26 protein-coding genes and 1 pseudogene are annotated in these 25,378 nt (G+C 61.5%); 11 read left to right on the forward strand and 16 right to left on the reverse strand.

The genetic code is table 11. From position 1 onward, the window contains the following. Positions 1-46: 46 nt before the first annotated feature. Positions 47-913 carry an SDR family oxidoreductase gene (locus JNB85_RS20210; RefSeq protein WP_220336090.1) on the forward strand — a complete coding sequence of 289 codons (867 nt, stop codon included), beginning with the start codon at positions 47-49 and terminating at the stop codon, positions 911-913. A 15-nt stretch (positions 914-928) separates the two neighbouring features. Here JNB85_RS20210 and JNB85_RS20215 read toward each other — a convergent pair whose 3' ends face one another. From JNB85_RS20215 to JNB85_RS20230, 4 genes are all read right to left on the reverse strand, one after another. Next, complete coding sequence (locus tag JNB85_RS20215; RefSeq protein WP_220336091.1) at positions 929-2,413, reverse strand: DHA2 family efflux MFS transporter permease subunit; 1,485 nt, start codon at positions 2,411-2,413, stop codon at positions 929-931. A gap of 532 nt (positions 2,414-2,945) precedes the next feature. Next, positions 2,946-4,076: a hypothetical protein gene (locus JNB85_RS20220; protein ID WP_220336092.1), complete on the reverse strand. Its 1,131-nt coding sequence runs from the start codon at positions 4,074-4,076 to the stop codon at positions 2,946-2,948. 114 nt (positions 4,077-4,190) lie between these two features. Beyond that, entirely contained in the window at positions 4,191-4,454 is a 264-nt protein-coding gene (locus JNB85_RS20225) for a DUF982 domain-containing protein (protein ID WP_183740220.1), read from the reverse strand. A 639-nt stretch (positions 4,455-5,093) separates the two neighbouring features. Then, positions 5,094-5,294 (reverse strand): hypothetical protein, encoded by a 201-nt coding sequence (locus JNB85_RS20230; protein ID WP_220336093.1) that lies wholly within the window; start codon positions 5,292-5,294, stop codon positions 5,094-5,096. 232 nt (positions 5,295-5,526) lie between these two features. Between JNB85_RS20230 and JNB85_RS20235 the strand changes: the two genes are divergently transcribed. After that, on the forward strand, positions 5,527-5,700 hold the full coding sequence (locus tag JNB85_RS20235; protein ID WP_223216562.1) for a hypothetical protein: 174 nt from the start codon (positions 5,527-5,529) through the stop codon (positions 5,698-5,700). Positions 5,701-5,835: 135 nt separating this feature from the next. Beyond that, complete coding sequence (locus JNB85_RS20240) at positions 5,836-6,066, forward strand: hypothetical protein (protein ID WP_183740212.1); 231 nt, start codon at positions 5,836-5,838, stop codon at positions 6,064-6,066. Positions 6,067-6,253: 187 nt separating this feature from the next. Here the strand turns inward: JNB85_RS20240 and JNB85_RS20245 are convergent, their stop codons facing one another. The 7 genes from JNB85_RS20245 to JNB85_RS20275 form a co-directional block, all read right to left on the reverse strand. Continuing rightward, positions 6,254-6,889 (reverse strand): NrsF family protein, encoded by a 636-nt coding sequence (locus JNB85_RS20245; RefSeq protein ID WP_220336094.1) that lies wholly within the window; start codon positions 6,887-6,889, stop codon positions 6,254-6,256. Continuing rightward, positions 6,876-7,442, reverse strand: a complete 567-nt coding sequence (locus JNB85_RS20250; RefSeq protein ID WP_220336095.1) for a sigma-70 family RNA polymerase sigma factor — start codon at positions 7,440-7,442, stop codon at positions 6,876-6,878. The genes JNB85_RS20245 and JNB85_RS20250 overlap by 14 nt, the downstream gene beginning before the upstream one ends. A gap of 209 nt (positions 7,443-7,651) precedes the next feature. Next, the gene (locus JNB85_RS20255) at positions 7,652-8,179 is read right to left on the reverse strand and encodes a DoxX family protein (protein ID WP_220336096.1); all 528 of its coding nucleotides are present in this window, start codon (positions 8,177-8,179) and stop codon (positions 7,652-7,654) included. Beyond that, a complete protein-coding gene (locus JNB85_RS20260; protein ID WP_220336097.1) occupies positions 8,172-8,975 on the reverse strand; it encodes an HvfC/BufC N-terminal domain-containing protein in 804 nt (267 codons plus the stop codon). Before JNB85_RS20260 ends, JNB85_RS20255 begins: the two co-directional genes overlap by 8 nt. Continuing rightward, complete coding sequence (gene bufB, locus JNB85_RS20265) at positions 8,962-9,855, reverse strand: MNIO family bufferin maturase (RefSeq protein WP_420852285.1); 894 nt, start codon at positions 9,853-9,855, stop codon at positions 8,962-8,964. Before bufB ends, JNB85_RS20260 begins: the two co-directional genes overlap by 14 nt. Positions 9,856-9,921: 66 nt before the next feature. Continuing rightward, a complete protein-coding gene (locus JNB85_RS20270) occupies positions 9,922-10,236 on the reverse strand; it encodes a BufA1 family periplasmic bufferin-type metallophore (protein ID WP_220336099.1) in 315 nt (104 codons plus the stop codon). 242 nt (positions 10,237-10,478) lie between these two features. Next, on the reverse strand, positions 10,479-11,219 hold the full coding sequence (locus JNB85_RS20275) for a carbon-nitrogen hydrolase family protein (protein ID WP_220336100.1): 741 nt from the start codon (positions 11,217-11,219) through the stop codon (positions 10,479-10,481). 213 nt (positions 11,220-11,432) lie between these two features. On the opposite strand from JNB85_RS20275, the gene JNB85_RS20280 reads away from it, so the two are divergent. Next, on the forward strand, positions 11,433-12,338 hold the full coding sequence (locus JNB85_RS20280; protein ID WP_220336319.1) for a LysR family transcriptional regulator: 906 nt from the start codon (positions 11,433-11,435) through the stop codon (positions 12,336-12,338). Here JNB85_RS20280 and JNB85_RS20285 read toward each other — a convergent pair. Further along, positions 12,327-13,271: an alpha/beta fold hydrolase gene (locus tag JNB85_RS20285; protein ID WP_220336101.1), complete on the reverse strand. Its 945-nt coding sequence runs from the start codon at positions 13,269-13,271 to the stop codon at positions 12,327-12,329. The two genes, JNB85_RS20280 and JNB85_RS20285, sit on opposite strands and share 12 nt — an antisense overlap. A 234-nt stretch (positions 13,272-13,505) precedes the next feature. On the opposite strand from JNB85_RS20285, the pseudogene JNB85_RS20290 reads away from it, so the two are divergent. The 3 genes and pseudogenes from JNB85_RS20290 to JNB85_RS20300 all read left to right on the forward strand — a co-directional run bounded on the left by JNB85_RS20290 (position 13,506) and on the right by JNB85_RS20300 (position 16,183). Continuing rightward, positions 13,506-13,931, forward strand: a pseudogene (locus JNB85_RS20290) (VOC family protein). Between the two features lie 83 nt (positions 13,932-14,014). After that, positions 14,015-15,328 carry an epoxide hydrolase family protein gene (locus JNB85_RS20295; RefSeq protein ID WP_220336103.1) on the forward strand — a complete coding sequence of 438 codons (1,314 nt, stop codon included), beginning with the start codon at positions 14,015-14,017 and terminating at the stop codon, positions 15,326-15,328. Between the two features lie 84 nt (positions 15,329-15,412). Beyond that, positions 15,413-16,183 carry a hypothetical protein gene (locus JNB85_RS20300; protein ID WP_220336104.1) on the forward strand — a complete coding sequence of 257 codons (771 nt, stop codon included), beginning with the start codon at positions 15,413-15,415 and terminating at the stop codon, positions 16,181-16,183. 51 nt (positions 16,184-16,234) lie between these two features. Here JNB85_RS20300 and JNB85_RS20305 read toward each other — a convergent pair whose 3' ends face one another. Genes JNB85_RS20305 through JNB85_RS20315 form a run of 3 tightly spaced genes read right to left on the reverse strand, consistent with a single transcriptional unit; the run spans position 16,235 to position 19,193 of the window. Then, positions 16,235-16,987, reverse strand: coding sequence for an ABC transporter ATP-binding protein (locus JNB85_RS20305; RefSeq protein WP_220336105.1), 753 nt, complete (start codon positions 16,985-16,987; stop codon positions 16,235-16,237). Further along, a complete protein-coding gene (locus JNB85_RS20310; protein ID WP_220336106.1) occupies positions 16,981-18,051 on the reverse strand; it encodes a FecCD family ABC transporter permease in 1,071 nt (356 codons plus the stop codon). Before JNB85_RS20310 ends, JNB85_RS20305 begins: the two co-directional genes overlap by 7 nt. A 5-nt stretch (positions 18,052-18,056) precedes the next feature. Continuing rightward, positions 18,057-19,193, reverse strand: coding sequence for an ABC transporter substrate-binding protein (locus tag JNB85_RS20315; RefSeq protein WP_220336107.1), 1,137 nt, complete (start codon positions 19,191-19,193; stop codon positions 18,057-18,059). 114 nt (positions 19,194-19,307) lie between these two features. Here JNB85_RS20315 and JNB85_RS20320 point away from each other — a divergent pair, with 114 nt between their 5' ends. Further along, a complete protein-coding gene (locus JNB85_RS20320) occupies positions 19,308-20,096 on the forward strand; it encodes a class I SAM-dependent methyltransferase (RefSeq protein ID WP_220336108.1) in 789 nt (262 codons plus the stop codon). 39 nt (positions 20,097-20,135) lie between these two features. On the opposite strand, the gene JNB85_RS20325 is transcribed toward JNB85_RS20320, so the two are convergent. Beyond that, a complete protein-coding gene (locus JNB85_RS20325) occupies positions 20,136-20,516 on the reverse strand; it encodes a response regulator (RefSeq protein ID WP_220336109.1) in 381 nt (126 codons plus the stop codon). Between the two features lie 141 nt (positions 20,517-20,657). Between JNB85_RS20325 and JNB85_RS20330 the strand changes: the two genes are divergently transcribed. The 3 genes from JNB85_RS20330 (at position 20,658) to JNB85_RS20340 (ending at position 25,260) form a co-directional block, all read left to right on the forward strand. After that, on the forward strand, positions 20,658-23,753 hold the full coding sequence (locus tag JNB85_RS20330) for a CheR family methyltransferase (RefSeq protein ID WP_220336110.1): 3,096 nt from the start codon (positions 20,658-20,660) through the stop codon (positions 23,751-23,753). Between the two features lie 73 nt (positions 23,754-23,826). Then, positions 23,827-24,162, forward strand: coding sequence for a response regulator (locus tag JNB85_RS20335; RefSeq protein ID WP_338050340.1), 336 nt, complete (start codon positions 23,827-23,829; stop codon positions 24,160-24,162). A gap of 171 nt (positions 24,163-24,333) precedes the next feature. Then, a complete protein-coding gene (locus tag JNB85_RS20340) occupies positions 24,334-25,260 on the forward strand; it encodes a hypothetical protein (protein WP_223216563.1) in 927 nt (308 codons plus the stop codon). Positions 25,261-25,378: the final 118 nt, after the last annotated feature.

Raw genomic sequence — 25,378 nt, forward strand, 5'->3', positions numbered from 1 at the left:
CCTCAACCAGGATGCCGATGCGCACCCTGTCATGGAGATCGCAGCAATGCACATATTCGTAACGGGTGCGACCGGCTGGGTCGGCACCGCCATCGTCGAGGAACTGATCCGCGCCGGTCACAAGGTCAGCGGGCTCGTACGCTCGATTGAAAAAGCAAAGGCCATTGCGGTCATCGGCGCAAAACTCGTTCAGGGATCGCTCGATGATCTCGGCCTTCTCGCCGAGAGCGCGTCCAAGGCCGATGCGGTGATCCATACCGCCTTCAACCATGACTTCTCGAAATTTCTCGACAATGCGGTGCAGGACGAGCGCGCGATCCATGCGCTCGGGAATGCGCTTGCCGGGTCGGATCGCCCACTCATCGTCACATCAGGCCTGCTGGGCTTTCCGCGGGGTGCCACGGAAGCGGACCTGCCGAACCCCGCATCGCCTCGCAAATCGGAGGCCGCCGCCCGTGCACTTGCCGGGCAGGGGATCCGCGCGGCGACGATGCGGCTTGCCCCGAGCGTGCACGGCATCGGTGATTACGGCTTCGTTCCAATTCTCGCGCGCATTGCCCGCGAGACCGGCGTGTCGGCCTATCCTGGCGATGGAATGAACTGCTGGTCGGGCGTGCATCGGCTGGATGCGGCTCGCCTTTACCGCCTGGCGCTCGAAAGCGGCGTGACCGAAGCGGCCTATCATGCTGTCGCTGACGAGGCGGTGTCGTTCCGAGAGATCGCCGAGGTGATCGGGCGTCAGCTCGGCCTTCCGGTGGAGTCTCGCCCCCGCGAACATTTCGGTTGGTTCGCCACCATGGCGGCAACGGACATGGCAGCCTCCAGCGCCCATACGCGCTGGCTGCTCGGCTGGCAACCGACCTGCCGGGGCCTCCTCGACGATCTCGACCAGCCTGGCTATTACGCGCGCTAGGCTCGCCGGAAGCCGTCAATGCCCTCCCATCGGCTGGCCCTCGGGCTGGTTGGGCGAGCGTCTCACGTAAAGGGATGCCACAACGGCCGCCAGCGAAATCAGCGCGCCGACGAAGAAGGCGGACTGCATGCCGCCGACGGTTGCCGTTGCGGCATCTGCTTCACTTAGAGTCAGGATGCCGGCGCGCCAGGTCATGATGGCGACATAGAGCGTGGTGCCGGCGGCACCGGCGACCTGTTGGGTGGTGCCGATGATGGCGCTGCCGTGGGAATAGAGTTTCGGCGGCAGCGAGCCGAGGCTGACGGTGAAGAGCGGCGTGAACATCAGCGCAAGGCCGATGCTGAGGACGATATGGATGGCAAGCACCACCCAGACCGGGGTGGTCGTGGAGATGAAGGTCAGGCTCCACATCACGCCGCTGAACAGGACGGCGCCGGGAATGACGAGGCGGGCAGGGCCGTAACGGTCGAACAGCCTGCCGACGAAGGGGGCGCAGAGGCCCATGATCAGGCCACCAGGCAGCAGGAGCAGGCCGGTCGTCAGCGTCGTCTGGCCGAGCACGGACAGAAGATAGATCGGCAGCAGGATGAAGACGCCGAACATCGACATCATCAGGATCGCCATCATGCCTGCGGCTATTGTGAAAGTCTTGGTCTGCAGAGTGCGCAGGTCGAGAAGCGCTCGCTCGTGCTTCTGAAGATGAAGCTGCCGCCAGACGAAGATGGCAATGACGGCGGCACCGGCAACAAGCATGGCGCGGGGATCGAGCGGCGTCGCACCTGCCTCGGGCGCACCGAGTTCGCTGATGCCGAAAACGAAACTGCCGAAGCCGATCGCCGAGAGCACGACCGAGACAATATCGAGCGGCGCCTTCGACGGCACGGTGACGTTTTCGATTTTCGCCGCACCCAACGCCAGGGCGGCGAGCGCGATCGGCAGCACCAGCAGGAAGAGCCAGCGCCAGTCGAGCGAGGAGAGAATGAGGCCCGAAATCGTCGGGCCGATGGCGGGCGCCACCGAAATGACGATCGAGATATTACCCATCGTCTTGCCGCGCGAATGCGGCGGCACGAGGTTCATGATCGTCGTCATCAGGAGCGGCATCATGACCGCCGTACCCGAAGCCTGGACGATACGGCCGACGACCAGCATGGGAAAGCCGGGGGCGAGTGCCGAAACCAGCGTGCCGGCGGAAAAGAGCGACATGGCGAGGATGAAGACCGGCCGCGTGTTCAGCCGCTGCAGGAGATAGCCTGTCACGGGGATGACGGTGGCCATGGTCAGCATGAAGGCCGAGGTCAGCCACTGGGCGGAACTCGCCGGAATATTCAGATCGGCCATCAGGTGCGGGATCGCCACACCCATAATGGTTTCGTTGAGGATGACCACGAAGGCGGAGACGAGCAGCAGGCCGATCACCAGCCTGTTGCGGGCGCTATGGTCTTCGACCGGCAGTTCGGCCTGTCCTTCGATCTCTGAAAGCAAGGGTTCGCTGATCATGGTGTTCCTGTATCCATATCTGAAAGAAAGGGTGGTGCTGCCTTAAGACGAACGTGCCGGGCTGATTGCGACACGTGGTATGCTTATTTCCTGTGTTTTATGTCGTCTGCCGGAGATGCAAGGCGATTTTTTGCGGGGGCGCATGGAAGACTTTGATCTGGAATCCTGCATCAAGGCACACCCTGGTCGGCGACACCGGCTGTGGTGCTCATCCTATGGGCATGCTTAAGGATGGTGACGCTGCCGATATGATCCGGCCGAGCCGCGATGGCGTGCTCACCTTTTTAGTCGACGTGGAGGACGCGTTAAATCACGTATTGCGGACCAATGGCTGGAAGTGGAGCGGATGGCCACCGCCGTGCCTGACGATTTCGAGCGCGCATTGGCGAATGGGACGCGGTCGAGTGCAGCGTAGCGTGGAGCTGGTCGACGGATATTTTGCCTGTGCGGGGCGCCTTCGCAGATTGCGCCCGGGATCGGGGCCCGTCCTGCTGATTTTGGGAGGTAGAAAGCCGGGCTCCGCTGACCGTCGTCACTGCAGCGCCGGAAGCCCCCATTCAGCCGGCGCGAAGAGCGCCGGGGGCAGGCGCATTTCCGAGAGGTCGACCGGGCGGCGGCGAAACGATGTCGCCGTATAAGAGGTGGTCGAAACCTTTATCCTGACCTCTTCTTTCACCGATATCCCATCCTGTGTGAGGCACGCCTGGTTTTCGCCGTGCATCTCATGCGGCACCAGATCAAACCATTCGCATGTTTCGCCGAGGATCGTGTCCGTTTTCCCGAGAGAAACCTTTCCGGTTGCCTGGCCGGCTTGCACGGAGGGAGAGTCACGTTCCGACGAGCGCCAGGCGGTCATGTGCCGATCTCCGCTTTGCCGATACCAGATGCCTTGATCGTCGATCTCATTCTGGACGATCGTGTGGATGGTGCCGTCTCTGCCGCGGCTTTCCTCATAGCGCCAGGGAAAATGCCGCAGCAAACGGACGTTAATTCCAGCCGGGCTCTCGAGCGTCATCTCGAAATCGGGCCGGGAAGGGTCGGGTTCATGGCTGTGGATCGGTCGCAGCCAGAAGTCCTGGCTCAGGATCTCCTGTGGCGGGCGTAGCTCCGACGATGTGACGGCGCGGCGTTCGAGACTGGCGAGGCGAGTATGGTAGATCGGGACACCACCGGCCAGAAGCTTCGTTTCGATGACGATGCCATCATCGGTGATGCAGTTCAGTTCGCCCGGCTCGATCGAGCCCAACGGCGGCGCCTTTTTCACAGTCTCGCGCCACAGGCAATCCTGCCCCGCAACGGTTGACCGTTCCGCCAGTGGTCGGAAGAAGTCTGCGACAGTCGCGTCCAGCTTCTGACCTGAACCGATGAGTTCAATCTGCGTGATCTCGCCATCCGTCTGCCGGCTCCAGCGCAGCACCGGATATTTTCTATCCGGTCCGTAGCCGAAGCTTGTCAGCCCGTCCCAGCGGGTCTCGCTCAGAAACATGCCGTCGTGGTGGATAAACGTGATTGTAGGATCGATCGACACGCCATTCTTGTCGAGGGATTGCATGGTGACGACATAGTCCGGCGGCAGCGGAGAGATGTTGGTGGCTGATTGCGCGAGGGAAGCCCCGCTGAAGACCATTCCGGCGATGACGCCTGTTATTGCTGCTGCCTTCATTGCCTCAGAAGTCTTTCTGCGCGTGTTATCCCGCGAGCAGAAAGACGGTTTTGACGAGAAAATCAATGCGATCTACGCCATTTGCCTCAATGGCCGCCTATCAACGGACGCCCATCAATGAACGATGGTCAGCGCGGCGATACCCGCCTCGTCGGCGGCGCGTAAAAACGCCTCCCGGAATTGCTCCGGAGCAACTTCTCCACAGATGGCATCGATGCAGGCTTTGACGGCGATCATGTATTCCTCCCCGTCGTCGAAAGGCCAGTCCCGGATCAGCAGGTATGCGGCATCGCCGAGCGTGCGCACGACCGTGTGCGTCTCCCGACCGCGCAAGACCAGCCCGACCGGTGCGAATACCGATGACGTGTTCCAGTTCATTGTCCTCGACCCCTCAAGGCACGGAGATTGAAACCTTGAACACACTATACGCGCGAATTATGAAATTCGGAATTGCGCTTTGCTCGAATCTTGAGCGCGTGACATGTCTGCCACGCTAGAAAGAAAGGGCGCTCCACGACCTCAAGTCGGAGCGCCCTATGGCCGCGTCGGCGTCAGTTGCGGCGGAGGCCGACGCAGGCAGCGCTAGAACACCGCATTTGGAACGGAATGGCAACATCCGACACGCTCCTGCGCCTGCATCCGGCCTGCGATCCACAATGTTTCCACAGCTTATCCACAGGGGCGGATGGATCTCCTCCAACGCATTCAACGACATATGCCCGAAGCTGTCGGGCTGCCCCAGATGGGTGATGTGGCGGCCCGATGACACCGGCAATATCTTCCGGACAAACTGTCCTAAAGGCCACAATGCGGAGCTATTGTGGCCCTCCCTCCTTGAGCGCTGGGCGGCGGACGCTCGGAGGTGGAGGCGGCAGGCATGCATGAGGGCCTGCCGCCTTCATTATCAGGTATTCGGTCATTCGAAGGCCTGCGCCTCCGCAAACAAAAAGGACCCGCTCACTTGGGAGCGGGCCTCAGGGGTGCCCGGAGTCGGACGGGCATCGGGAAAATGGTTGATCAGATATAGGCCGCCGCGTCGACGTTCCAGCTCTCCGACCTCTTCGACATCGGAAAGGTTTTGTCGCTTGCGGGATGGGTGTGCTGACGGGCGGCGGCGTCGAGCAGGGCCGCAAAGGATGCCAGGCTGATCCTGTCGGCGCGTAGCATCTGGCGGATCATCGGATCTTTCAGCATTTCCGATGGTGTCATCTCACCCATGGTATCCTCCCGTGGCTGTTTCCGGCGCTTGCGGCATCATAAATCCGTATTGCTATCAATGCATGTCGCGACGATGGCGAAAAGACGGCAAATGAGGTTCATTCGGGCTAGCTCCAATGTGGCATTGGTTTCAGATTTCACCGAATGCTACCGTAGTGACCGAGAGGGAACCACAGTGGAGGAGGGCCATATGGAAGCCAGGCAAGAGGAAGCCAGGCAGGGGGAAGCAAGGATGTTCGACGAGATCGTGATGGGTCTCGCCGCGCTGGGGGCCAAGATCAGCGAGATCAACGCCCGGCCCCTCCCTCTCCTGGATTTGGAATATGCCAAGGCCGAATTGAAGGCCAGGCCGGCAAAGGTTCGCAAGCGCTTCGACAGGTTCAGAGCGAGGAAACTGAGTGCCTGACACCGGGTTCGGCAACGCAATTTTGACCATGAACGTATTTTTCTGACGTTTGCTCACATTTTGCCGATTGCAAGTGCATCAGAAAGCCGCTTTTCTTGTCGTCCGCATCCTCTAATTTAGAGATACCCTACCACCATGAACCGTTACGACATCGAGCGCCGGAACGACGACGACTGGACCGTTATCGACCGGCTGACGGGCGCGCCCGTGCCGCATCTGCCGGAAAAGCTGGGAAGCAGGCTCGAAGCCCAGGCGCTTGCCGATTTTCGCAACCGGCTGGCCATCCCGCAACAGGAGCGCATTCGCTCCCGTCTCGATACGCTGCGGCTCGCCTGGCAGGTGTTGACGGGCAAACGCACGCGTTAGAGCGTGTCGCCACCTGGCACGAAAGAGGCCCGCCGAAGCGGGCCAAATTGGGAAATGACAGGCTGGATCGCACGACGCATCGTGTGGTGCACGGTTTATCAAAGGAAAGTGCGCCGTGCGGTCCGCGTGCCGGACTGAGATCGAGGCCGAAAGTTTCCGGCGCCGGCTGATTTTTCTGGCGCCGCTGCTACCAGCGAAGGACTTTCCGGCCGAGCAAGAATCCGGCTGTCGTCGCGACCAGGATGCCGATCGAATACCAAGTCGCCAGAAACAGCGGGCTATCGTCTGGGCAGTGCCAGGCATAGATGGCTGCCGCTATGCCGCCGGCGGCAAGACCTGCCACCGCACCCGCCGTGCCCGGATTTTCCGGAGCGCCCTCGCGGATCGAATAGAGGATGGCGGCGAGCGGGGCAATGGAAAGGGTCGGCACGAAGAACAGGCAGAAGGCGGAGAACTGCCCCTCCGTGCGGCTTGCCCAGTCTGCCTGCGGCACGACGAGCAGTTCGGTCACGATGCCGGCAATCAGAACCGCCAGCGGCAAGGTGAGCGTCAAGGCCGCAGAGCGCAGCGAGACGCCGGGCTTGCCAATCCGGAAGGCGAGGCGGGTGGCGGTGGCGGCGAGCAGCAGCGTGATGCCGAGCTTGAAGAGGACGCGCGGCGTCTCGATCATCTCGGCCATGTTTTTGCGGATGCCGATGGTCGAGAGCAGCAGCGCGGCTGATATCACCACACCGATGACCAGCGCGATCAGGAAGACGCGGCCGAAGCGGAGGCGGACGCGAGCATCTCTTGCCAGCATGTTGATCAGGTCATCCGTTTTCACGTGTGTTGCTCCGATAGAGGGCGGCCAATCCTTTGAGCGCCCTGTGCAGCGCCACTCGCACGGCGCCTTCCGTCATCTGTAGCCGCTCCGCCGTTTCGCGGATACCGGCGCCACCGAGCGAGATCGAGCGGACGATTTCGCGCTGCGGATCGCGCAGACCGTCCAGCATGCGTTCGACGTCGATGCGGTCGGCGCCGTCATCCTGATGGTCTGCTTCCAGCGTTTCCATCACATCCTCGATCGGCACCGAAACATAGCGGCCACGGCGGCGCAGGCTGTCGATCAGCTTGTTGCGCACGATGGTGGACAGCCACGGGCCGATAGGCCGCGAGATATCCCAGGTCCCGCGCTTCAGATGCACTGCCAGCAGTACTTCCTGCACCACGTCTTCCACCTCGCTCGGCGGAGCACCGAACTGGTCGCAGCGCCTGCGCGCAATCGACCGGAGATAGGGTGTCACGGCCTTCAGGAAACGGTCATAGCACAGTGTGTCGCCGGCAATTGCCGCGCGCATCCATGCCGCCCATTCCTCTTCACGGGCCGAATATTTCATCCGCTACTCACCTCTACGCACGGGGCCACGTGTTTGTTACCGTCATCCTGAAAATTTTGATGACGCGGCACGTAAGGCAGAGCCGGCGTCTGCGCCTATTGAGCCCATCGGCAGGCAAACGGCAAGAGGAGTGCGCCGACAAAGCGCAAAACCGCCCGGCACGATGAGGTGCCGGGCGGAGAGCTTGCGCTGGTATCGAAATCGGCCGTCTAACTGTTGGCAGCGCCTGAGATCCGCGCAATCAAGCGGTCGAGCGACAGCCGGCCCGGGCCGTAGCGCATGATGGCGAGCGCCATTGCCGCCCAGGTGATGTGGATCGGCCAGCCATCGGGCACTGTCAGCTCGACGATCAGGGTCATGAAAAGCAGGCCGAGGCCGGCGAAGCGGGTGGCGAGGCCGAAGACGAGCAGCGTCGGGAAGATGATCTCGCCGCAGCCGGAGAGAAAGGCCATGACCGCGGGCATCGGGAAGGGATAGGGGCCGCCCGGCAGATGCAGCATGAATTCCTGGGTGAAGAGATCGATCGCCGTATCGTTCAGCTGCAGGAAGCCATCCCATTTCAGGACGCCGGAGCGCCAGAAGGGAACGGCGAGCGCCACACGCAGAACAGCCTGAACGAGATCGGGTTGGGCAACGGCGCGGACAAGTCCGTCAGCCGTCGCCACCAGCCTCGTCAGCGGGGAGAGAGTGCCGTTGCGAGGCTCGTTGTGAGGCATGGAGTGAAGCATGTCAGACATTGGAAATCTCCAGTTCGATAGCGGAAAAGGCGCCTGACGTGATCATCTCGCCGATCGCGGCGAAGAGATCGAAGGCGGGATGGGCGTCGAGGCCGGCTGCGACGGCGCCGGCAAGGCATTCGCCCGCCAGCAGCGCGTTGAAGAAGGCGGCTCCGCCCGGCGGCAGCAGACGCACGGTGACTTCGTCGTCGAGACGGGTAATCAGCCCGTCTTCGGGGTGGTCCTCGACCCGGCCGACCGGTCCCGAGCCGCGGTTCATGGCGAAGATGGTGACGGCCGGATGGTCGGATGAAATTACCCGCGTTGCCGGATGCGGACGGAAGGTCGCCGCTCCGAGATATTCCTGTGGCGCGGCTGCCAGCGCTTCGCCGCGGAGGGCCTCTGCATCGGCGGCGTGATAGGCGTCCAGCCAGGCGCGCTCGATCCTCGCCACATCCGAAAGCCAGGGCATATCCTGAGCATATTCGTAGCGATCGATGAAATCAGGAAAGTCGCGTCCGTATTCGAACAGCAGCGGCGAGGCGGGCGGCGTCTCGCGCACATGGAAACGGGCCATGGCGCGGAAGAAATCGGTGCCCGTAATACGCTCGACCGCCGGGAAGATCGAGGAGAGGGCGGCAATCAGGCTGACGGTGACATTGTTGCGGTAGACATTGTAGCGCTTCTCCGCACGCTTGCCGCGCGGGCCTGTGACCAAGTCAGGGATGGGGACATCGGGGATGAGCAGCGCTGCGGAAAATTGCCCGGCGAAATTTGATGCCATCGGCCGGATCGGCAGGATCTCAGCCGAGCGCATGGGAGGTCTCCCTGTCACCGCTATGTCGGTCGAGAATGGCCTGCGCGGCCACCGCCTCGGCGCGCAGTACCGGCCAGTCGGGGATCTTGCTGTCCCATTCGATGAGCGTCGGGATCGGCCCGCATTTGGCAATGACGATCTCATAGAGCTGCCAGACGGCATCGGCGACCGGGCCGTCATGGCTGTCGATCAAGAGCAGTTCGCCCTCGTCATCCTCCTGTTCGGCATGGCCGGCGAGGTGGATCTCGCCGACTTTGGCGAGCGGGAAATCTCGTAGATATTCCAGCGCCGAAAAGCCGTGATTGGTGGCGGAGACGAAGACATTGTTGATATCAAGCAGCAGCCCGCAGCCGGTGCGCCGCGATATCTCGCGGATGAAATCCGTCTCGCTCAGGGAGGATTCCGAAAAGAGGACGTAGGTGGATGGGTTTTCGAGCAGGATCGGACGGCCGATGGCATTCTGCATCTCATCGACGTGGTCGCAGACATGGGCAAGAGTCGCGGCCGTATAGGGCAGCGGCAGCAGGTCGTTCAGATAAGTATCGACATGCGTCGACCAGGCGAGATGCTCGGAAACCAGCGCCGGCTGGTAACGGTCGACGAGGCTTTTGAAACGCTTGAGATGGTCCTTGTCGATTGGCTGCGGGCCGCCGAGAGACATGCAGACGCCATGCAATGAAATCGGGTGGTCGCGGCGCACTTTTTCGAGTGCGCGATGCGGCGGGCCGCCGGCGCCCATATAATTTTCGGCATGGACTTCGAAGAAGCCTTGGGGGCCAGATACGGCTGAGATTGCCGCAAGATGCTCCGGTTTGAAGCTGGTTCCTGCCTGGCCGGCAAGTGAAAATGTCGGAAAGCGGAGGGTGCTCTCCGTCTCCATGAGAAGGTTGGACGCCCTGTCGACGTTTGCCATGTTCGCCTCCGCTTTCCTGGTTTTTCTGCCGGATTAGATGTCGCGGTCGAGCGGCTTCAGCGAGCCATGACGGCCGCCTGGCAGATCAAGTTTGGCGCAGGTGCCGCCCTGGACGAATTTCCACGAATTGCCCTGGAAGTCCTTGACCGAGGTACCCTGGCAGGTCGTGCCCGGGCCGGCAGCGCAATCGTTCTGGCCCTTGAGCGCAACGCCGTAGCACTTCTCCTTGTGGGCAGCAGTCGCCGCAGCGGCCTCGGCCTTGGTCAGCGGGGCGGCGCCTGCCATGCTGGCAAGAGCTGACGTGATTGCGCCGGCAAGAAGGGCGGTGCTGATGGAAGTCTTCAACATGGATAGTCTCCGTTGCTCGTAACGCCCCTGTCTTCGGCGGGGCACGTCGGGGTATTCGCAACGGGAGAGCGGGTTGTTACAGGCGTGGTGGTAACGAAGGCGTGATGGGTTTTGGAGACAAAGACCCCGTCCCAACCGTGATCGGGGTCGAGCCGCGGGTCTCGCCCCGTCCTTCAGAGCCCCACAAGGGGAAGGGACTTAACCTGCCGCGCAGGGAGGGCTTATCGCGCCTCACGAGGGATTTACCGTTCAATCGCCATATCAAACACCAGCAATCCAGGCGCCTCCAAAGGCAGCTGCGCCACCACCTTTCCCGCCGGGTTCAGCACCGCCGTCGGTCCCCAGGAAATGCGTCCCTCGCGTTCCCCCGTCACGTCGGCGGAGATGAGCCAGAGGCCGGTTTCCCGGCAGCGCTCGCCTCTGGCGGCGTTGTGCACGTCCCGGAATTTTTCGGCATTGGCGCGCGGCATCATGTTATTGGCGCAGCAGACGAGGAGGGATGCACCTGTGAGTGCGACCTTGCGGGCGGCTTCGGGAAAGCCGGTGTCGTAGCAGATGTTGATGCCGAAGCGCAGGCCGTCGACTGCGAAGACGGGCGTCTCGGTGCCCGGCTGGAAGAAGCTTTCTCCCTTGAGCAGATGCGCCTTGCGATATCGGCCGATCAGCTTGCCTTTTTCGATGACGACGGCGGTGTTGAACAGCGCTTCGCCTTCAGCCTCGATCATGCCCATGACGATCGTGGGGCTGGCCTCGGCGAGCCGATTCAGTATCGCTTCGAACGCCGGCGATTCGAGATCCATCGCGGCGCGGCGTGCCGCTTCCGGCTCCGTCAGATAGCCCTGCAGAAAACCTTCCGGAAAGCAAAGAAGGCAGGCGCCTTCCGCTTCGGCCTGACGGATCACATCGAGCGCGCATGTCAGGGCGGTCTCGACATTTTCGCGATATTCCAAGGTCTGGGCGGCGGCGATGCGGACGGTTTTCATTCAGGGTTCCGGTTGCTCTTGCAACTATCCGTATCCGAGCAGACGAACATCCGTCCACCACGATCGCCACTTCCCATGCCGAGGCTGGGGAGATCGTTTCCGCGGCGTCGGGCGGAGCGGATGGGCTGACCGCGATCGACAGGGACCCATCTATCGGTCGGAGTTTCGAAGGTTTAAGATTTTCCGCGGGGTAGGTGGATGAAGGCTGCGGGGATGGATCGGCTGGATGCCATGCGTGTGTTGCTTGCCGTTGTCGATGCCGGCAGTCTGTCGGCGGGCAGCAAGCGGCTGAATGCGCCGCTGCCGAGCGTTAGCCGCAAGGTGGCAGAGCTGGAGCGGTCGCTCGGCGCCAGTCTCGTGATCCGCACGAGCCGGAAGCTGCAGCTTACCGATGCCGGGCGCGATTACGTGGAGGCGGCGCGCAAAATCGTTGCCGATATCGAGGAGGCGGAGCGCCGAGCTTCCGGCGAATATCAGCGGCCGCGGGGAACGTTGACGATCACCATGCCGGTGGAATTCGGCAATCGCTATGTGCTGCCAATCGCGCTTGGTTTTCTGGCCGAGCATCCAGAGGTTTCGCTGAACCTGCTGTCGCTTGATCGCACCGTTCATCTCGTCAGCGAACAGGTGGATGTCGCCATCCGGCTGGGGGCGCTGGCGGATAGCTCGCTCTATGCCGTCAAGGTTGCCGAGTTTCGGCTTCTGACCTGCGCGAGCCCGGATTATCTCAGGCGTTGCGGATGTCCGCAGCATCCGGGCGAGTTGCCCGATCATGACGGGATCATCTTCAACAACAGGAGCTTCTTCTGGACCTTCGATATCGGTGGCCGGCCGGTGGAGGTGGTGCCGCGCCATCGCATAGAGGTCAATACGGCGGCAAACTGCGTTGCCGCCGCCGTGGGTGGAGCCGGCATCGCCAGGCTCTTCGATTACCAGATCCCCGGCGAACTTGCCTCCGGTTCTCTCGTGCCTGTTCTTGATGATTACACTGGCGGGCCGCAGCCGATCCATATCGTCTATTCGCGCCAGGGCTTCCTGGCGCTCAAGGTGCGGTCCTTCATCGACTGGACGCTGCCGCGGCTGCGCGAAGCCTGCCGGAGCTATGGTTCAATTCAGTAAAGCACGGATTTCGGCGACGACGCGTTCCGGCGCCTGCAGATGCGGATAGTGGCCGATGCCGGGCAGGACGTCGAACGGCGCACCGGTTCTCTCGGCAAATTCCGCGCCCATCCGGCTGTCGATATAGATGTCCTTTTCGCCCCAGATCACCTTTACGGGTGTCCTAAGGCTGCCGAGATTTGCTTCGAGAAGATCCTGGTCGCGGGTGAAGGCCGCGTAATAATGGTAGAAGGCATCGGCGGAGGTGAGGGCGCCGTTGCTCCAGCCGCGGACCATGTCTTCCTTCACGCCGGCAGCGAGATCGAACTGCTCGTCCTCTGCCAGACCGCGCCTGTAGACGTTTTGAAGAATCTCGTCGCTCGTCTGGTTCATGACGGCGCGGGTAAGTGAAGCCGCCGGCTCGCTCTTCAGGTTCTGCAGGCGCTCATGCATATAGGCCGGCCGGTTGAAGGGCGCGAAGTCCCCGACGATGATACGCCGTGCGATATCGGGCTCGTCGAGCGCCAGGAGCAGGGCGGGCAGGGCGGCGATATCGACGGCATAGATCGTCAGCTTCGAGCGGTCGATACCTGACTTGTCGATATAGGCCTTCAGCACGCCGGCATAATCACGCGGCGAATAGGCGAAGTTTTCGGGCCGCGATGATAGGCCGTATCCCGGCCAGTCGAAGGCGTGCACCTCGAATTCGTCGCCGAGCGCGGCTGCAATGTCGCCCCAGACGGCGGCGGTTTCGGGAAAGCCGTGCAGGAAGAGCACGGTGCCTTTCGCCGCCGGATTGTGCACGACAAACCGCCTGAGGGTGATATCGCCGCCGATGGCAATGGTGCTGGCTTCAGGCCTTGCGGCTGCAATCGCGCCGGCGCCTGCGGGTGTCAGTGTCGCGCCTGTGATTGCGGCGGCGGCGAGCAATGCTCCAAGTGAGGATGTCATCATGTCCGTTGTCCTTCTCTCCGGCGGCCGTGCCGGCTGTTATTGAGCCTCGTGGTCGCGACCGGGTGAATTCTCGATGACAAGGATCGTGCATCGCGCCTGGCGCCGGTAGAGCTCATCGATGAGAGTCTGCCTCTCACTTTCCCTCAGTACCGGATGATCCGTCCGTGCCGTACATCACCGCCATCAGCGTCGCCGGGGAATGGCCCCCCGCGTCCTATGAAAGGATGATGAGACATGAACGATATGACCGCAAATCTGAAAACCGCCGAGCCTCAACGCGTGCGTGGCCCGCCGGGTCACTCGACCGTCGGCACCGATGATCTCGAGGCTGCGGCCCAATTCTACAACAGACTCATGGCCGTCTTCGGCATTGGCCGGTTTCTGGTCCAGCCCGGCAGGGCCGTCTATCATGGCGAGCGCACGCCGGAATTCGGCGTGATAAAACCCTTCGACGGCACGGCTGGCCAATGGCGGCATGGTGGCGTTCGAGGCACGTCCCGCGCTCAGGTGCGCGACGCCCATGCAACAGCGCCGCAGGCAGGCGGTTCGGACGAGGGCGCGCCGGGGCCGCGCGGGGAGAACGGCGAGGGGCCTTACTGTGCCTATTTCCGCGACCCCGAGGGCATCCTGGTCCACCGCGCGGGACCCGACAAAGCCTGAGATCGCTTCCGGTCCATTTCAGGCGCATGATCTCAGGTATCTGAAATGCGGCCGCGAACCTTCCGATGGAGTGGAGGCAAGTCATGAAATCAGGGCAATCAATCGAGACGTTAAAGGTGTCACGGCGTTCGCTGCTGTTTACGGGCGCGGCGGCCGGGGTTGCGGCGACGCTTGCTTCGGTTGCGGGTGCGGCCGATCCGGTCCAGGCCGAGGCGCCCGCAGGCAAAATCCGGCCGTTCCGGGCCAATATTCCCGAGGCGGCACTTGCCGATCTTCGGCGCCGCGTTGCCGCCACCCGCTGGCCTGACGGGGAAACCGTGCACGACCGTTCGCAGGGTGTGCAGCCGGAGCGGCTGAAAGCGCTGGTGGATGAGTGGCAGTCCTCCTATGACTGGCGCAAAGCGGAGCAGAAGCTGAATTCTTTCCCGCAATTCGTAACCGGGATCGACGGAGTGGATATCCACTTCATCCATGTCCGTTCCCGCCATGAGAACGCCCTGCCGCTGATCATGACGCACGGCTGGCCGGGATCGGTCTTCGAGCTCATCGACGTGATCGGTCCGCTGACAGACCCGACCGCGTATGGCGGTGCGGCTGATGATGCGTTCCATCTGGTGATCCCTTCGATTCCCGGCTTCGGCTTTTCCGGCAAGCCTGCGGAAACGGGTTGGAACCCGCAGCGGATTGCGGGCGCCTGGGATGTGCTGATGAAGCGGCTCGGTTATAACAGCTATGTCTCGCAGGGCGGTGACTGGGGCGCGATCGTCAGCGATGCGCTGGGGCGTCAGGCGCCCGATGGGTTGCTTGGAATTCACGTCAACAGGGTGGAGCGCGCGACGACCTTTCCGCCGGATGCGGCGCAGGCGCTGATGAGCGGAGCGGCCGCACCCGACAGCCTGTCGCCGGAGGAAAAGTCCATCTACAAAGAGGCGCGGGATTTCCTCAACAACGGCTTCGGCTATGCGGCGATCATGGGAACTCGTCCGGAAACGATCGGCTACGGGCTTGCGGATTCTCCCGTGGGGCTTGCGGCCTGGCTTTATGACAAGATCGCCGACTGGGTGTTTAGCCGCGGCGATCCGGAACGGGCGCTCGGCCGGCAAGCCATTCTCGACAATATCACGCTCTATTGGCTCACCAATACCGGACCTTCAAGCGGACGCATCTATTGGGAGAATGTGGCAGCCGGCGCGAAGCTGGAGCCCGTCAAGGTTCCGGCCGCCGTGACTGTCTTTCCCGGCGAGGTTTACCGGCCACCGCGGCGCTGGCTCGGCAGAGCCTATCCGCAGCTGATCTACTACAATGCAACCGCAAAAGGCGGGCATTTCGCTGCCTGGGAGGAGCCAGAACTCTTCGCCCAGGAAGTCCGAGCCGCGTTCAGGACATTGCGCTCTTAGAAGATCGCATTTCCGCACTTGGATGCGGAACATCGGGCTTCTTCGTCCGTTTGCGGAGAGGAAAGACCTGGAGGAGGAACCCAAATGAGCAATCTCCGCAATGACAGTGCCGCCGATTTCTCAGGCGGCGAGGGCCGCAGCACGCTGACTGCTTTCTTCGACAGCCGTGACGACGCCGATCGCGCGATCGACCGGCTGAAGAACCTAGGTATCACCAACGTCAGAATGATGCCGGGATATGAAGCCGATGGCGACAAGGCCGGCGTTGCCGGCGACGACCGTGGCGGTTTCTGGTCGAAGCTGGAGGACTGGCTGTTTCCGGATGAGGACCGGTCGATTTATGCCGAAGCCCTGCGCCGTGGCGGCTTTCTGATCTCCGTCGAGGTTGACGATGCGACCTACGGTATCGCCCATGACATTCTCGACGATGAAGGCTGCATCGACATGGATGAGCGTGCGGACCTCTGGCGCGCAGAAGGCTGGAATATCAGCAAGTCGAACGAAACCCTCGCGGCATCGCGATATGATGCGAGCCGGGCTCGTGAGACTGACGATGCCGAGCGTGCCCGGCAGGCAAGCGCTGTGCAGGACGACGTCTTTGCAGCCGGAGCGGCCGGTCCGGCCGCGCCGACCGGAGGTGTTACCGGCCGGCTCGATCCGGACGCGCCGCCCCGCGTTCGCGCCTACGATCTCGATGACGAGGCGCCGCTCGATCAGGAACTGCGTGACGATATCATGCCGACAGGACATCACCGCACGGTGGAGGAATCCGAGGAGCGTGCGGAACGTGAGCTTCGCCAGGCGCAGGACGTGGACGGGATGCGGCAGGAGCAGACCCTGCCGCGCGGCCGATAATGGTCTGAAGTCAGCCGCGGTTTGAAACGGGGCGTCGTTCTCCGACGCTCCTTAATGCGCCGTACCGTCGACGATGACGTGGTCGTGATCCCTTGAGCATTTCTCGATGCGGGCATGGATCTTGTAGACCTCGCGCAGCATATCGACGGTGACGACATCGCGCGGCTTGCCACAGGCGCGCATGCGGCCGTTCTGGATGATCAGCACCTTGTCGGCGAAGCGCAGCGCCTGGTTCAGATCATGGATGGCGATCAGCACGATCATGCCGCGCTTGCGGGCCTGGCGCTGCATGAAATCGAGCACTTCCACCTGGCGGTGAAGATCGAGCGCGCTGGTCGGCTCGTCCATCAGCATGATCTCGGGCTCGCGCACCAGCGCCTGGGCGATGGAGACAAGCTGGCGCTGGCCGCCGGAGAGAGCGCCGAGGTCGCGGAAGGCGATCGCCTCGATATTCAACGCCTTCATGATGTCGTCGATCAGCCTCAGATCCTGATCGCCGACACCCCAGGACTGGCCCTGCTTGCGGGCAAGAAGGATGGACTCGTAGACCGTCAGCACCGCATTGGCCGAGGTATCCTGCGGCATGTAGCTGATGGCGTTTTTGGTCTTTGCGCCCTCGACCAGCACGTTTCCCGGCCCTTTCAGGAGGCCGGTGATGCGCTTGAAAAGCGTCGATTTGCCGGCGGCATTCGGGCCGATGACGGCGACGAGTTCGCCGGCAGTCAGCTTCGGCGTCGTCACGTTTTCGACGAAGAGCTTGCGGCCGTGATAGGCGCCGACCGACTGCAGCTGAAGCGCTACCATGAGCGGCTCCTGTTCGAGAGGATGAGGGAGAAGAAGAAGGGCACGCCGACGAGCGCGGTGATGATGCCGATCGGGAAGACGACGCCCGGGATGATCGACTTCGAGACGACTGACGTCAGCGAGAGCAGCAGCGCGCCCGAAAGAATCGAGCCCGGCAGGAAGAAGCGCTGGTCTTCGCCGAGGATCATGCGGGCGATATGCGGGCCGACGAGGCCGACGAAGCCGATCGTGCCGACGAAGCTGACAGGCACGGCGGCCAGCAGCGAGATGATCAGCATCGTTTCCAGCCGGATGCGGCGCACGTTGACGCCGAAGCTTGCCGCTTTGTCTTCGCCGAGGCGGATCGCGGTCAGCGCCCAGGCGTGGCGGGCAAAGAGCGGCAGGGATATCAGCAAGACGGCAAGCGTGATCCAGATCTTAGGCCAGGTGGCCTTGGTCAGGCTGCCCATGGTCCAGAACACGACGGCGGAGAGCGCCTGTTCGGAGGCGAGATATTGCAGGAAGGCGAGAGCCGCATTGAAGGTAAAGACGAGCGCGATGCCGAGCAGTACGACCGTCTGCACCGAGACGCCGCGCGCCTGCGAGATGAAATGGATGAAGAGCGTCGCAACCAGTGCCATGATGAAGGCATTGACCGGTACGAGCAGACCGGCAGCAACGGGCAGGATCGGCACGCTGGTGACGATGGCGAGTGCAGCGCCGAAGCTTGCTGCGGCGGAAATACCTAGGGTGAAGGGGCTTGCCAGCGGATTGGCAAGGATCGTCTGCATCTGGGCTCCCGCGACCGAGAGCGAGGCGCCGACGACGATCGCCATGACGGCGACCGGCATGCGGATATCCCAGACGACGGCGCGCACTTGTGCCGAGACTGCGTCGGGGTCGAGGAGGGCGGTCACGACTTCGCCGAGGCCGTAGCGGGCCGGCCCCCAGGCGAGATCGACGGCGAAGGACAGGCAGAGCGCTGCCGTCATGGCAACGAGGATCACAAGCTTGCGGCGGGCGAGGGCGCGGTAGCGCGCCCTGCCTTCCTCGGCTTCGATCGGCATGGCGGCGATCTCTGCCATGACGCTTACTTTCCGGCCTTGGCGTCGATCCAGTAACCCGGCTGATAGGCGACGGGCAGGAACTTCTCGTGGAATTCCTTGAAGGTCGCATCCGGATCGAGATCGGCAAAGAGGTCCGGATGGAACCACTTGGCCAGCTGCTGTACGGCGACGAACTGGTAGGGGCTCGTATAGAACTGGTGCCAGATCGCGTGCACATTGCCGTCGGCAACGGCCTTGGAGCCGGTGAAGGCCGGGTTCTGCATCAGCGCATCGAGCGCCTTGCGGCTGTCGTCGGCGGCGCCGGCAGCGGCCGGGCCGACATTGACGTAGTCCTTGGCGTCCTTGGTCTGGCTCCAGTTCGAGCCGGTGACGACAACGACGTCTGGGTTAGAGGCGACGACCTGCTCGGCATTGATCGAGCCGGTATAGCCGGGCAGGAAATCGGAGCCGAGATTATGGCCGCCGGCCCAATCGACCATCAGGCCGAAATTGTCGGGACCGAAGGTGCCGCAGCACTCGACGAGGCCGGCGGCGCGATACATGAAGACATCAGGCTTCTTCGGGTTGGCTTCCTTCAGCTTGTCGGTGACGCGCGCCATCTGCGCTTTCCAATAGGCGGCGACGGCGTCGGCGCGGTCTTCATGGCCGAAGAGCTTGCCGAGTATCTTCAGGCTCGGCTCGGTATTGGCGAGGATGTGTTCGCGGAAATCGATGTAGACGATCTTCACGCCGATCTTGTTCAGCATGTCCTCGAGCTTCACCTCGTCGGCCGCCTTTTTGTTGCCGATCGGCAGCAGCATGACGTCGGGGTGAAGGGCGACCACGGTCTCCGTCTGCAGCGTGCCGTCCGTCAGGTTGCCGAGGAAGGGCAGGTCCTTGGCCTTGGGGAATTTCTCGACATAGGCGTTGAAGCCGTCCTTGTCGGTCGTCCAGAGATCGTTGCGCCAGCCGACGATCTTGGCGAAAGGATCGTCCCTCTCGATCGGGGCGACGGCATAGAGCATGCGGCCTTCGCCGAGAATCACACGCTCGACCGGCTTGTCGAAGGTGACCTCGCGGCCGGCGACATCCTTGATGGTGAAAGGACCGGCAAAGACCGAGAACGGCAACAGTACCGCAACTGCGGCTGCGATCAGCGCAAGCAATTTCATAAAATTCATCTGGAAACTCTCTCCGTCCTCGGTTATTTCCCGAGGCATAGAAAAACTGACTTTTGGAATCAAGTTTTATGTTTTAGAGCTTTTCCAAAGTAAGTCCGGCGCTGGGTGCAGACGATGAATACGATGAACACGAATTACTCCATTCGCGATGAAATCCGGGATTTCTGGTCGGAAAGGGCGGCGACCTTCGACGAGAGCGTCGGCCACGAAATCTTTTCGGAAGCGGAGCGAAAAGGCTGGCAGCGGCTTATCCGCAAGCATCTCGGCGAGGGGCAGGGACGCGCCGCGCTCGACCTTGCCTGCGGTACGGCTGTCATTTCCCATCTCATGCATGAGGCAGGGTTCAAGGTGACGGGGCTCGACTGGTCGGATGCGATGCTGGCGCAGGCGCGCGCCAAGGCCAAGAAGCGCGGCACTGATATCCGCTTCGTGTCGGGCGATGCGGAAAATACCATGGAAGCGAAGGAAAGCTACGACGTGATCACCAACCGGCACCTCGTCTGGACGCTGGTCGATCCGCCCTCGGCCTTTCGCGAATGGTTCTCGGTGCTGAAGCCCGGTGGCAAGGTGCTGATCGTCGACGGCAATATGGGCAAGGAGACGTTTGTGAAGGGGCTGCAGAAGCTCTGGACGAAGCTGACCGGCAAGGCGCCGGCCAGCCATATGAAGCCGGAGATGATGGCCCGCCATCAGGCAATCCGCTCGCGCGTCTATTTCTCCGACACGATGCCGGCCGAAGCAATCGTCGAGCTGCTGCGCCAGGCGGGCTTCGACAATATCGTCGTCGACCGCAAGCTCTCGGATATCCATTGGGCGCAGGCGCGCAAGATGCCTTTCCTGCGGGGGCTGGAGCGGATGGTGCAGGACCGTTTTGCGATCTGCGCGACGAAGCCGCTGGCTTAGGTTTTTTGCGGGTGCAGCCGTGTGACCGGCGCCGCGTGGTTATTGACGTGCCTGATGTCCCTTACCGATGAGCCTTGCGAGCGATCCGGCTATTTCGCGGGAATCGGCCGGTTTTGATATCAGCGGCACCTCGGAGAGGGACGAGGGAATGACGAGCTGGTCGTAGCCGCTCGTAAACAGGAAGGGAACTTGCCTTTGCCGCAGAAGCTCGGCGATCGGAAAGCTCAACTCGCCTCCGAGATTGATATCGATCACTGCGCCGTCGAGTTCGGAAGCATTTTCAATCGCCGCCGCGGCCTGTGCGACGCTTGAAAACGGGCCAAGTATGGTTGCGCCGCGCCGTTGGAGGGTTTCCGCAAGGTCGACCGCTATCAGGTATTCGTCTTCGACAACGAGTATATGGCCTAGCGTTTCTTCCACCTGAGCGCTCCATCTCAGCCCTGCTATAGGTGGGGAAATATAGTAGGATTCCCACTAGTAAATGGAGATTGCCAAAGAGAAGTCTGCTGCCTAATTCTACGGGTGAAAGGGCCGCGGTCTTCGGTCTTGAGGAGCGGTGACATGACGCAGGCAAACTCGAAATTCCCGATCGTCGGCATTGGAGCTTCGGCGGGCGGGATCCCCGCGATGGAAGGCTTCTTCCAGGGCTTGACCGAGCCTTGCGGCATGGCGTTCGTGATCGTGACCCATTTGAACCCGGGGCGTGAAAGCCGTCTGCACGAGGTCATTGCCCGCTACACCGACATGGAGGTGGTGCTTGCCGCCGACAAGGTGACGATGGTTCCCGACACAGTCTACGTTATGCCGGAAAATGTGGTGATGAGCCTCCATGACGGCGTGCTTTCGGTCAAGCAGCTCGATGTCAATTCCAGGGAGCGCAAGCCCATCGATGTTTTCTTCGGCGAGCTTGCTAAAGACCAGGGCGAATATGCCGTCGGCGTCGTCCTGTCCGGCGGCGATGGCGACGGGACACTCGGGGTCAAAGCCATCAAGGAGCGGGGCGGGCTGACGATAGCGCAGATCGCCGACGGCTCAGGTCCACGCAATCCGGATATGCCGCAGAGCGCGATTGCCAGCGGCCTTATCGATCTCGCCCTGCCGGCAGAGCAGATGGGTGAAAAGCTGGTGGCCTTCGCCCGCAGCTTCTCGTTTCTTTCCCACATCGGAGACGCTGGCGAACACAGCAAGGCTGGAGATCTCGAACGGGCTCGCGAGCGTATCTATGCGATCCTTCGCAACCAGACCGGCCATGATTTTTCCGGGTACAAGACGAAGACATTTCTGCGGCGCGTGCGCCGGCGCATGCAGGTCCGGCAATTGAAGTCCATTGAGGCCTATGTCGATTTGCTGGAGCAGGATCCCGATGAGGTTTCGAGGCTTTTCAGCGATCTGTTGATCAACGTGACCAATTTCTTCCGCGATGCCGAGGCATTCTCGCTGCTTGAAACCACTGTCATCCCGCAATTGTTTGCCGGCAGGACAGCGACCGATACGGTACGTATCTGGGTGCCGGGCTGCGCAACCGGCGAGGAAGTCTACTCGATCGCCATTCTCATGCGTGAGCACATGGAGAGGCTGTCGCAGGTACCGAAGGTGCAGATATTTGCGACCGACATCGATGAACCTGCGCTGCAGATAGCCAGGACCGCGCGTTATCCGGAGGCGCTGCTGGAGGGCGTTTCTAGCGCGCGCAAGAAGAAATTCTTCAGCAGCGACGGGGCCAGCTTCGTCGTCAGCAGCAACATCCGCGAGCTGTGCATCTTTTCGCCGCACAGCGTCATTCGCGACCCGCCGTTTTCGCGCATGGACCTCGTGTCCTGCCGCAACCTGCTGATTTATCTCGGACCTGAAATACAGAACCGGGTCATCCCGACATTCCACTATGCGCTCAAGCCCGGCGGCTACCTCTTTCTCGGTACTTCGGAAGGGATCGGCCAGCACGGCGATCTCTTTACCACCATCGATAAGAAGAACCGTATCTATCAGGCGCGGGAACATGCCAATGCGCACCGTCTTCCGATCCTGATCGGGGACGAACGATATACACCTTTTTCGGCGTCTGCGAGAATCGAGTCGCGCGGCATTGGCGGCGTACAGCTGCGGCAGGCGGTCGAAGCGCAGGTGCTGGAATCATTCGCGCCCGCTCACGTCGTGGTGAATGCGGACGGTGATGTCCTCTATTCGTCCGGGCGCACGAGCAAATTTCTGGAAGTGCCGCAGGGAGCGCCAAGCCGCCAGCTGATCAACATGGCAAGGCGGGATCTGCGGCTTGATCTGAGGGCAGCCTTGCGCGAGTGCGCATCGTCCAGACAGCGTGTCACCAAGGAAAACATTGTCGTTGATGACGATGATGGCCGCGTCCAGCTGGTGACGCTGGCGGTCGAGCCGCTCGGCAATCGCGGGTCAGGCGAAGCACTCTATGTGGTTCTGTTTCAAACCGTCGGACCGTCGCAGGCGCGCTCGGAAGCCGAACATGCCCAGCGAAAGCAGGAAGGGACCGCCGACCTCGAAAGGGAGCTGCGCGACACACGCGAGCGCCTGCAGTCGACGATCGAGGAATATGAAACGGCGCTCGAAGAGCTGAAGTCATCCAACGAGGAGCTGGTATCGGTCAACGAAGAGGCGCAATCCTCCAACGAGGAGCTCGAGGCATCCAAGGAGGAAATGCAGTCTCTCAACGAAGAGCTCAACACGATCAATGCCGAGCTCAACAGCAAGGTTGAGGAGCTCGACCGGGCCAATAACGACCTCAGAAACCTCTTCGACGCTACGCAAATCGCGACGATTTTTCTCGACGGCAACCTGGTCATCCGCAATTTCACGCCGGCGGCATCGAATTTCTTCAAGCTGCGCGCGTCCGATGTCGGCCGGCCGCTGACCGAACTCTCCAGCGATATCGACTACCCGGAGCTGAACGACCACATCGCTGAAGTTTTCGCGTCAGGGCAAAACCGAGATCATCACCTCCCGCGCGACGAACAGGGGCGTCATTTTCTGGCCCGCCTCATTCCGTATCGAGGCGACAATAACAGGATCGACGGTGTGATCGTGACGCTGATCGACGTCACCACGCTGGCCGAAGCCGAAGAGCATCAGAAGGTGCTGATCTCGGAGCTCAATCATCGCGTCAAGAACATGCTCGCCGTGACGATCAGCATCGCGACCCAGACGCTGGAATCCGCAGGCTCGCCGGAGGCGTTTCACGCAGCTTTCGTCGGCCGCTTGAAGGCCATGTCGCGGGCTTACGGCCTGCTTTCCCGCGAACACTGGAAAGAAGCGTCGGTGAAGGAGCTGATAGCCCAGGAACTGACGCCATTCGGCGCGGAGCGCATCGCGCTCGACGGCCCGGAGTATAAACTCAATCCGCAGCGTGGGCTTGCGCTCGGGATGGTCATCCACGAGCTTGCGACCAATGCCGCCAAATACGGAGCCTTAAGCAATGGCGAGGGCCGCATCGATGTCCGGTGGCAGCTGGAAAACCATTCTTTCATCCTCGACTGGAGCGAACGCGGCGGCCCGGCTGTCGAGAAACCGCAGGCGAATGGATTTGGCATGTCGCTGATGCAGGGGGAAATCGGCTACCGCCTCGGAGGTAAGGTTGAAACTAATTTCGATCCCGATGGTTTGACCGTTAATCTCTCTTTCCCGCTCAATTAGCAACAGGTGGAGTGAGCCGTTGAAATCCAGCTTTCCCCACAGTTCCTTTTTGGCTGGAAAGCGAGTTCTCGTTGTGGAAGATGAGTTTTTGCTAGCAGAGGATGCGCGGAAAGAGCTTGCCAAGCTCGGCGCGATCGTGATCGGTCCGACACCGCGCGTCGACCATGCGCTCGCCCTTATCGAAGATCAGCAGATCGATGCCGCCATCCTCGATGTTTTCCTGTCCGACACGACGGTATTTCCCGTGGCAGAACGCCTCCAAGAGCTCGGCATACCCTTCGTGTTCGCCACCGCTTACGATCCATCCATCATTCCGGGGCGATTTGGAGGCTATATTCTCTGCGAAAAGCCAATCGAACTGGAAAACATAGCTCAAGGCCTTTTCGGGCGGCCGGTATCGGATGCGTGATCGTCGAATTGCTGCGCGTGGTCCAGGACTGCTTTCGCGATCTGCGAGACCAGGCCTCTGGCTTACGCTTTTGCGGGGCTTTCGGCCGCGTTGCAATTCTATTTTAAGAGACATGGTGCAGATCGCTCAGGCCGTAGCTTGCCCAATTCAAACTTTGCCTGGAGAGATCCGTTGACTTCCGTATCAACCGCAATGCGCTGCGCCACCGATGCGACGGAGATTTTGACCGTCGAAGCCATTGTGGAAAACCGCCTTTATCCCTTCGCTTTGAAGGATGCTGCGCTGAAGCTCATTGCCATGCACGATGCCGCGCCTCGTATCGTGCGCTATACCGCAGATATGAAACGATGGCTGCTGACGCAATCCATTCTGGCTTTTCATTTTCAGCGCGTCACGTCACCGTCTCATCCGGGCCTTACAGCCGCCAAGCTGAAGGCCCTCATCGCCGAGAGCAACATTGTCTCCAAGAACACGGCGTTCGCGCATCTCGCGGAGATGCGCAATTACGGTCTCCTGGTCGATACTCATGAAAGCGGGGACAGGCGCGTTCGTCAGCTCAGAATTTCCGAAACTGCTGAAACCCTGATCCGCGAATGGTTCGATGAACATCTGAAATCGCTCGACATGCTCGATCGGGGCACGCGGTTCTCGCGGTCATCGGCCGATCGGCGCCTGCTGTGGTATGCGCAGCCAAGAATGGCCCAGAGCCTTTTTCACGATCCAGACTGGAGCAGCCCTCCGCAGACGGTGGACGCTTTCGTTCGAACTGCTTCCGGCAGCAACATCCTGCACGACCTGATGTCTCGGGTATCGCCGGAAAAGGAGCTGGAAGCGCGCATGCCCGTCGGCCCTTTGCGCATTGGAGACTTTTTCAAGCGTTACGCCATCTCCCGAACCCACGCGCGGCGACTTTTCGACCGTGCCCAGTTGCTCGATGCTTGTGGATGGGACGTCGGCGGTGAGCGCGGCGATTTCTGGATTGGGGCAAAGCTGATCCGAGACTACCGACATTGGCAGGCGGTCAAGTTTGCGGCTATCGAGGAAGCGTTCGAATGGGCCTCTCGTCATGTACCGGAGCCGATCGTACGCTCTCCTTGATCGAAGATCGGCAGATCGATGTCGCGATTCTCGACGTTTTCCTGTCCATCGAATTTGAAAATACGCGAGGTGCGCGCCCGGGTGAGGACCACGGCGCAAACCTCGCTCGTTTTCGAGA

Source organism: Rhizobium mesosinicum (assembly GCF_019511345.1).
Lineage (GTDB): Bacteria > Pseudomonadota > Alphaproteobacteria > Rhizobiales > Rhizobiaceae > Rhizobium > Rhizobium mesosinicum.

Coding starts and splice junctions, on each gene's coding strand:
- JNB85_RS20250 (WP_220336095.1), bottom strand. CDS start 7,442: ATGAAATATTCGGCCCGTGAAGAGGAATGGGCGGCATGGATGCGCGCG.
- bufB (WP_420852285.1), bottom strand. CDS start 9,855: ATGGAGACGGAGAGCACCCTCCGCTTTCCGACATTTTCACTTGCCGGC.
- JNB85_RS20300 (WP_220336104.1), top strand. CDS start 15,413: ATGAGCAATCTCCGCAATGACAGTGCCGCCGATTTCTCAGGCGGCGAG.
- JNB85_RS20305 (WP_220336105.1), bottom strand. CDS start 16,987: ATGGTAGCGCTTCAGCTGCAGTCGGTCGGCGCCTATCACGGCCGCAAG.
- JNB85_RS20280 (WP_220336319.1), top strand. CDS start 11,433: ATGGATCGGCTGGATGCCATGCGTGTGTTGCTTGCCGTTGTCGATGCC.
- JNB85_RS20240 (WP_183740212.1), top strand. CDS start 5,836: ATGAACCGTTACGACATCGAGCGCCGGAACGACGACGACTGGACCGTT.
- JNB85_RS20295 (WP_220336103.1), top strand. CDS start 14,015: ATGAAATCAGGGCAATCAATCGAGACGTTAAAGGTGTCACGGCGTTCG.
- JNB85_RS20285 (WP_220336101.1), bottom strand. CDS start 13,271: ATGATGACATCCTCACTTGGAGCATTGCTCGCCGCCGCCGCAATCACA.
- JNB85_RS20225 (WP_183740220.1), bottom strand. CDS start 4,454: ATGAACTGGAACACGTCATCGGTATTCGCACCGGTCGGGCTGGTCTTG.
- JNB85_RS20320 (WP_220336108.1), top strand. CDS start 19,308: ATGAATACGATGAACACGAATTACTCCATTCGCGATGAAATCCGGGAT.
- JNB85_RS20260 (WP_220336097.1), bottom strand. CDS start 8,975: ATGCGCTCGGCTGAGATCCTGCCGATCCGGCCGATGGCATCAAATTTC.
- JNB85_RS20330 (WP_220336110.1), top strand. CDS start 20,658: ATGACGCAGGCAAACTCGAAATTCCCGATCGTCGGCATTGGAGCTTCG.
- JNB85_RS20275 (WP_220336100.1), bottom strand. CDS start 11,219: ATGAAAACCGTCCGCATCGCCGCCGCCCAGACCTTGGAATATCGCGAA.
- JNB85_RS20230 (WP_220336093.1), bottom strand. CDS start 5,294: ATGGGTGAGATGACACCATCGGAAATGCTGAAAGATCCGATGATCCGC.
- JNB85_RS20210 (WP_220336090.1), top strand. CDS start 47: ATGCACATATTCGTAACGGGTGCGACCGGCTGGGTCGGCACCGCCATC.
- JNB85_RS20315 (WP_220336107.1), bottom strand. CDS start 19,193: ATGAATTTTATGAAATTGCTTGCGCTGATCGCAGCCGCAGTTGCGGTA.
- JNB85_RS20310 (WP_220336106.1), bottom strand. CDS start 18,051: ATGGCAGAGATCGCCGCCATGCCGATCGAAGCCGAGGAAGGCAGGGCG.
- JNB85_RS20220 (WP_220336092.1), bottom strand. CDS start 4,076: ATGAAGGCAGCAGCAATAACAGGCGTCATCGCCGGAATGGTCTTCAGC.
- JNB85_RS20215 (WP_220336091.1), bottom strand. CDS start 2,413: ATGATCAGCGAACCCTTGCTTTCAGAGATCGAAGGACAGGCCGAACTG.
- JNB85_RS20270 (WP_220336099.1), bottom strand. CDS start 10,236: ATGTTGAAGACTTCCATCAGCACCGCCCTTCTTGCCGGCGCAATCACG.
- JNB85_RS20235 (WP_223216562.1), top strand. CDS start 5,527: ATGTTCGACGAGATCGTGATGGGTCTCGCCGCGCTGGGGGCCAAGATC.
- JNB85_RS20255 (WP_220336096.1), bottom strand. CDS start 8,179: ATGTCTGACATGCTTCACTCCATGCCTCACAACGAGCCTCGCAACGGC.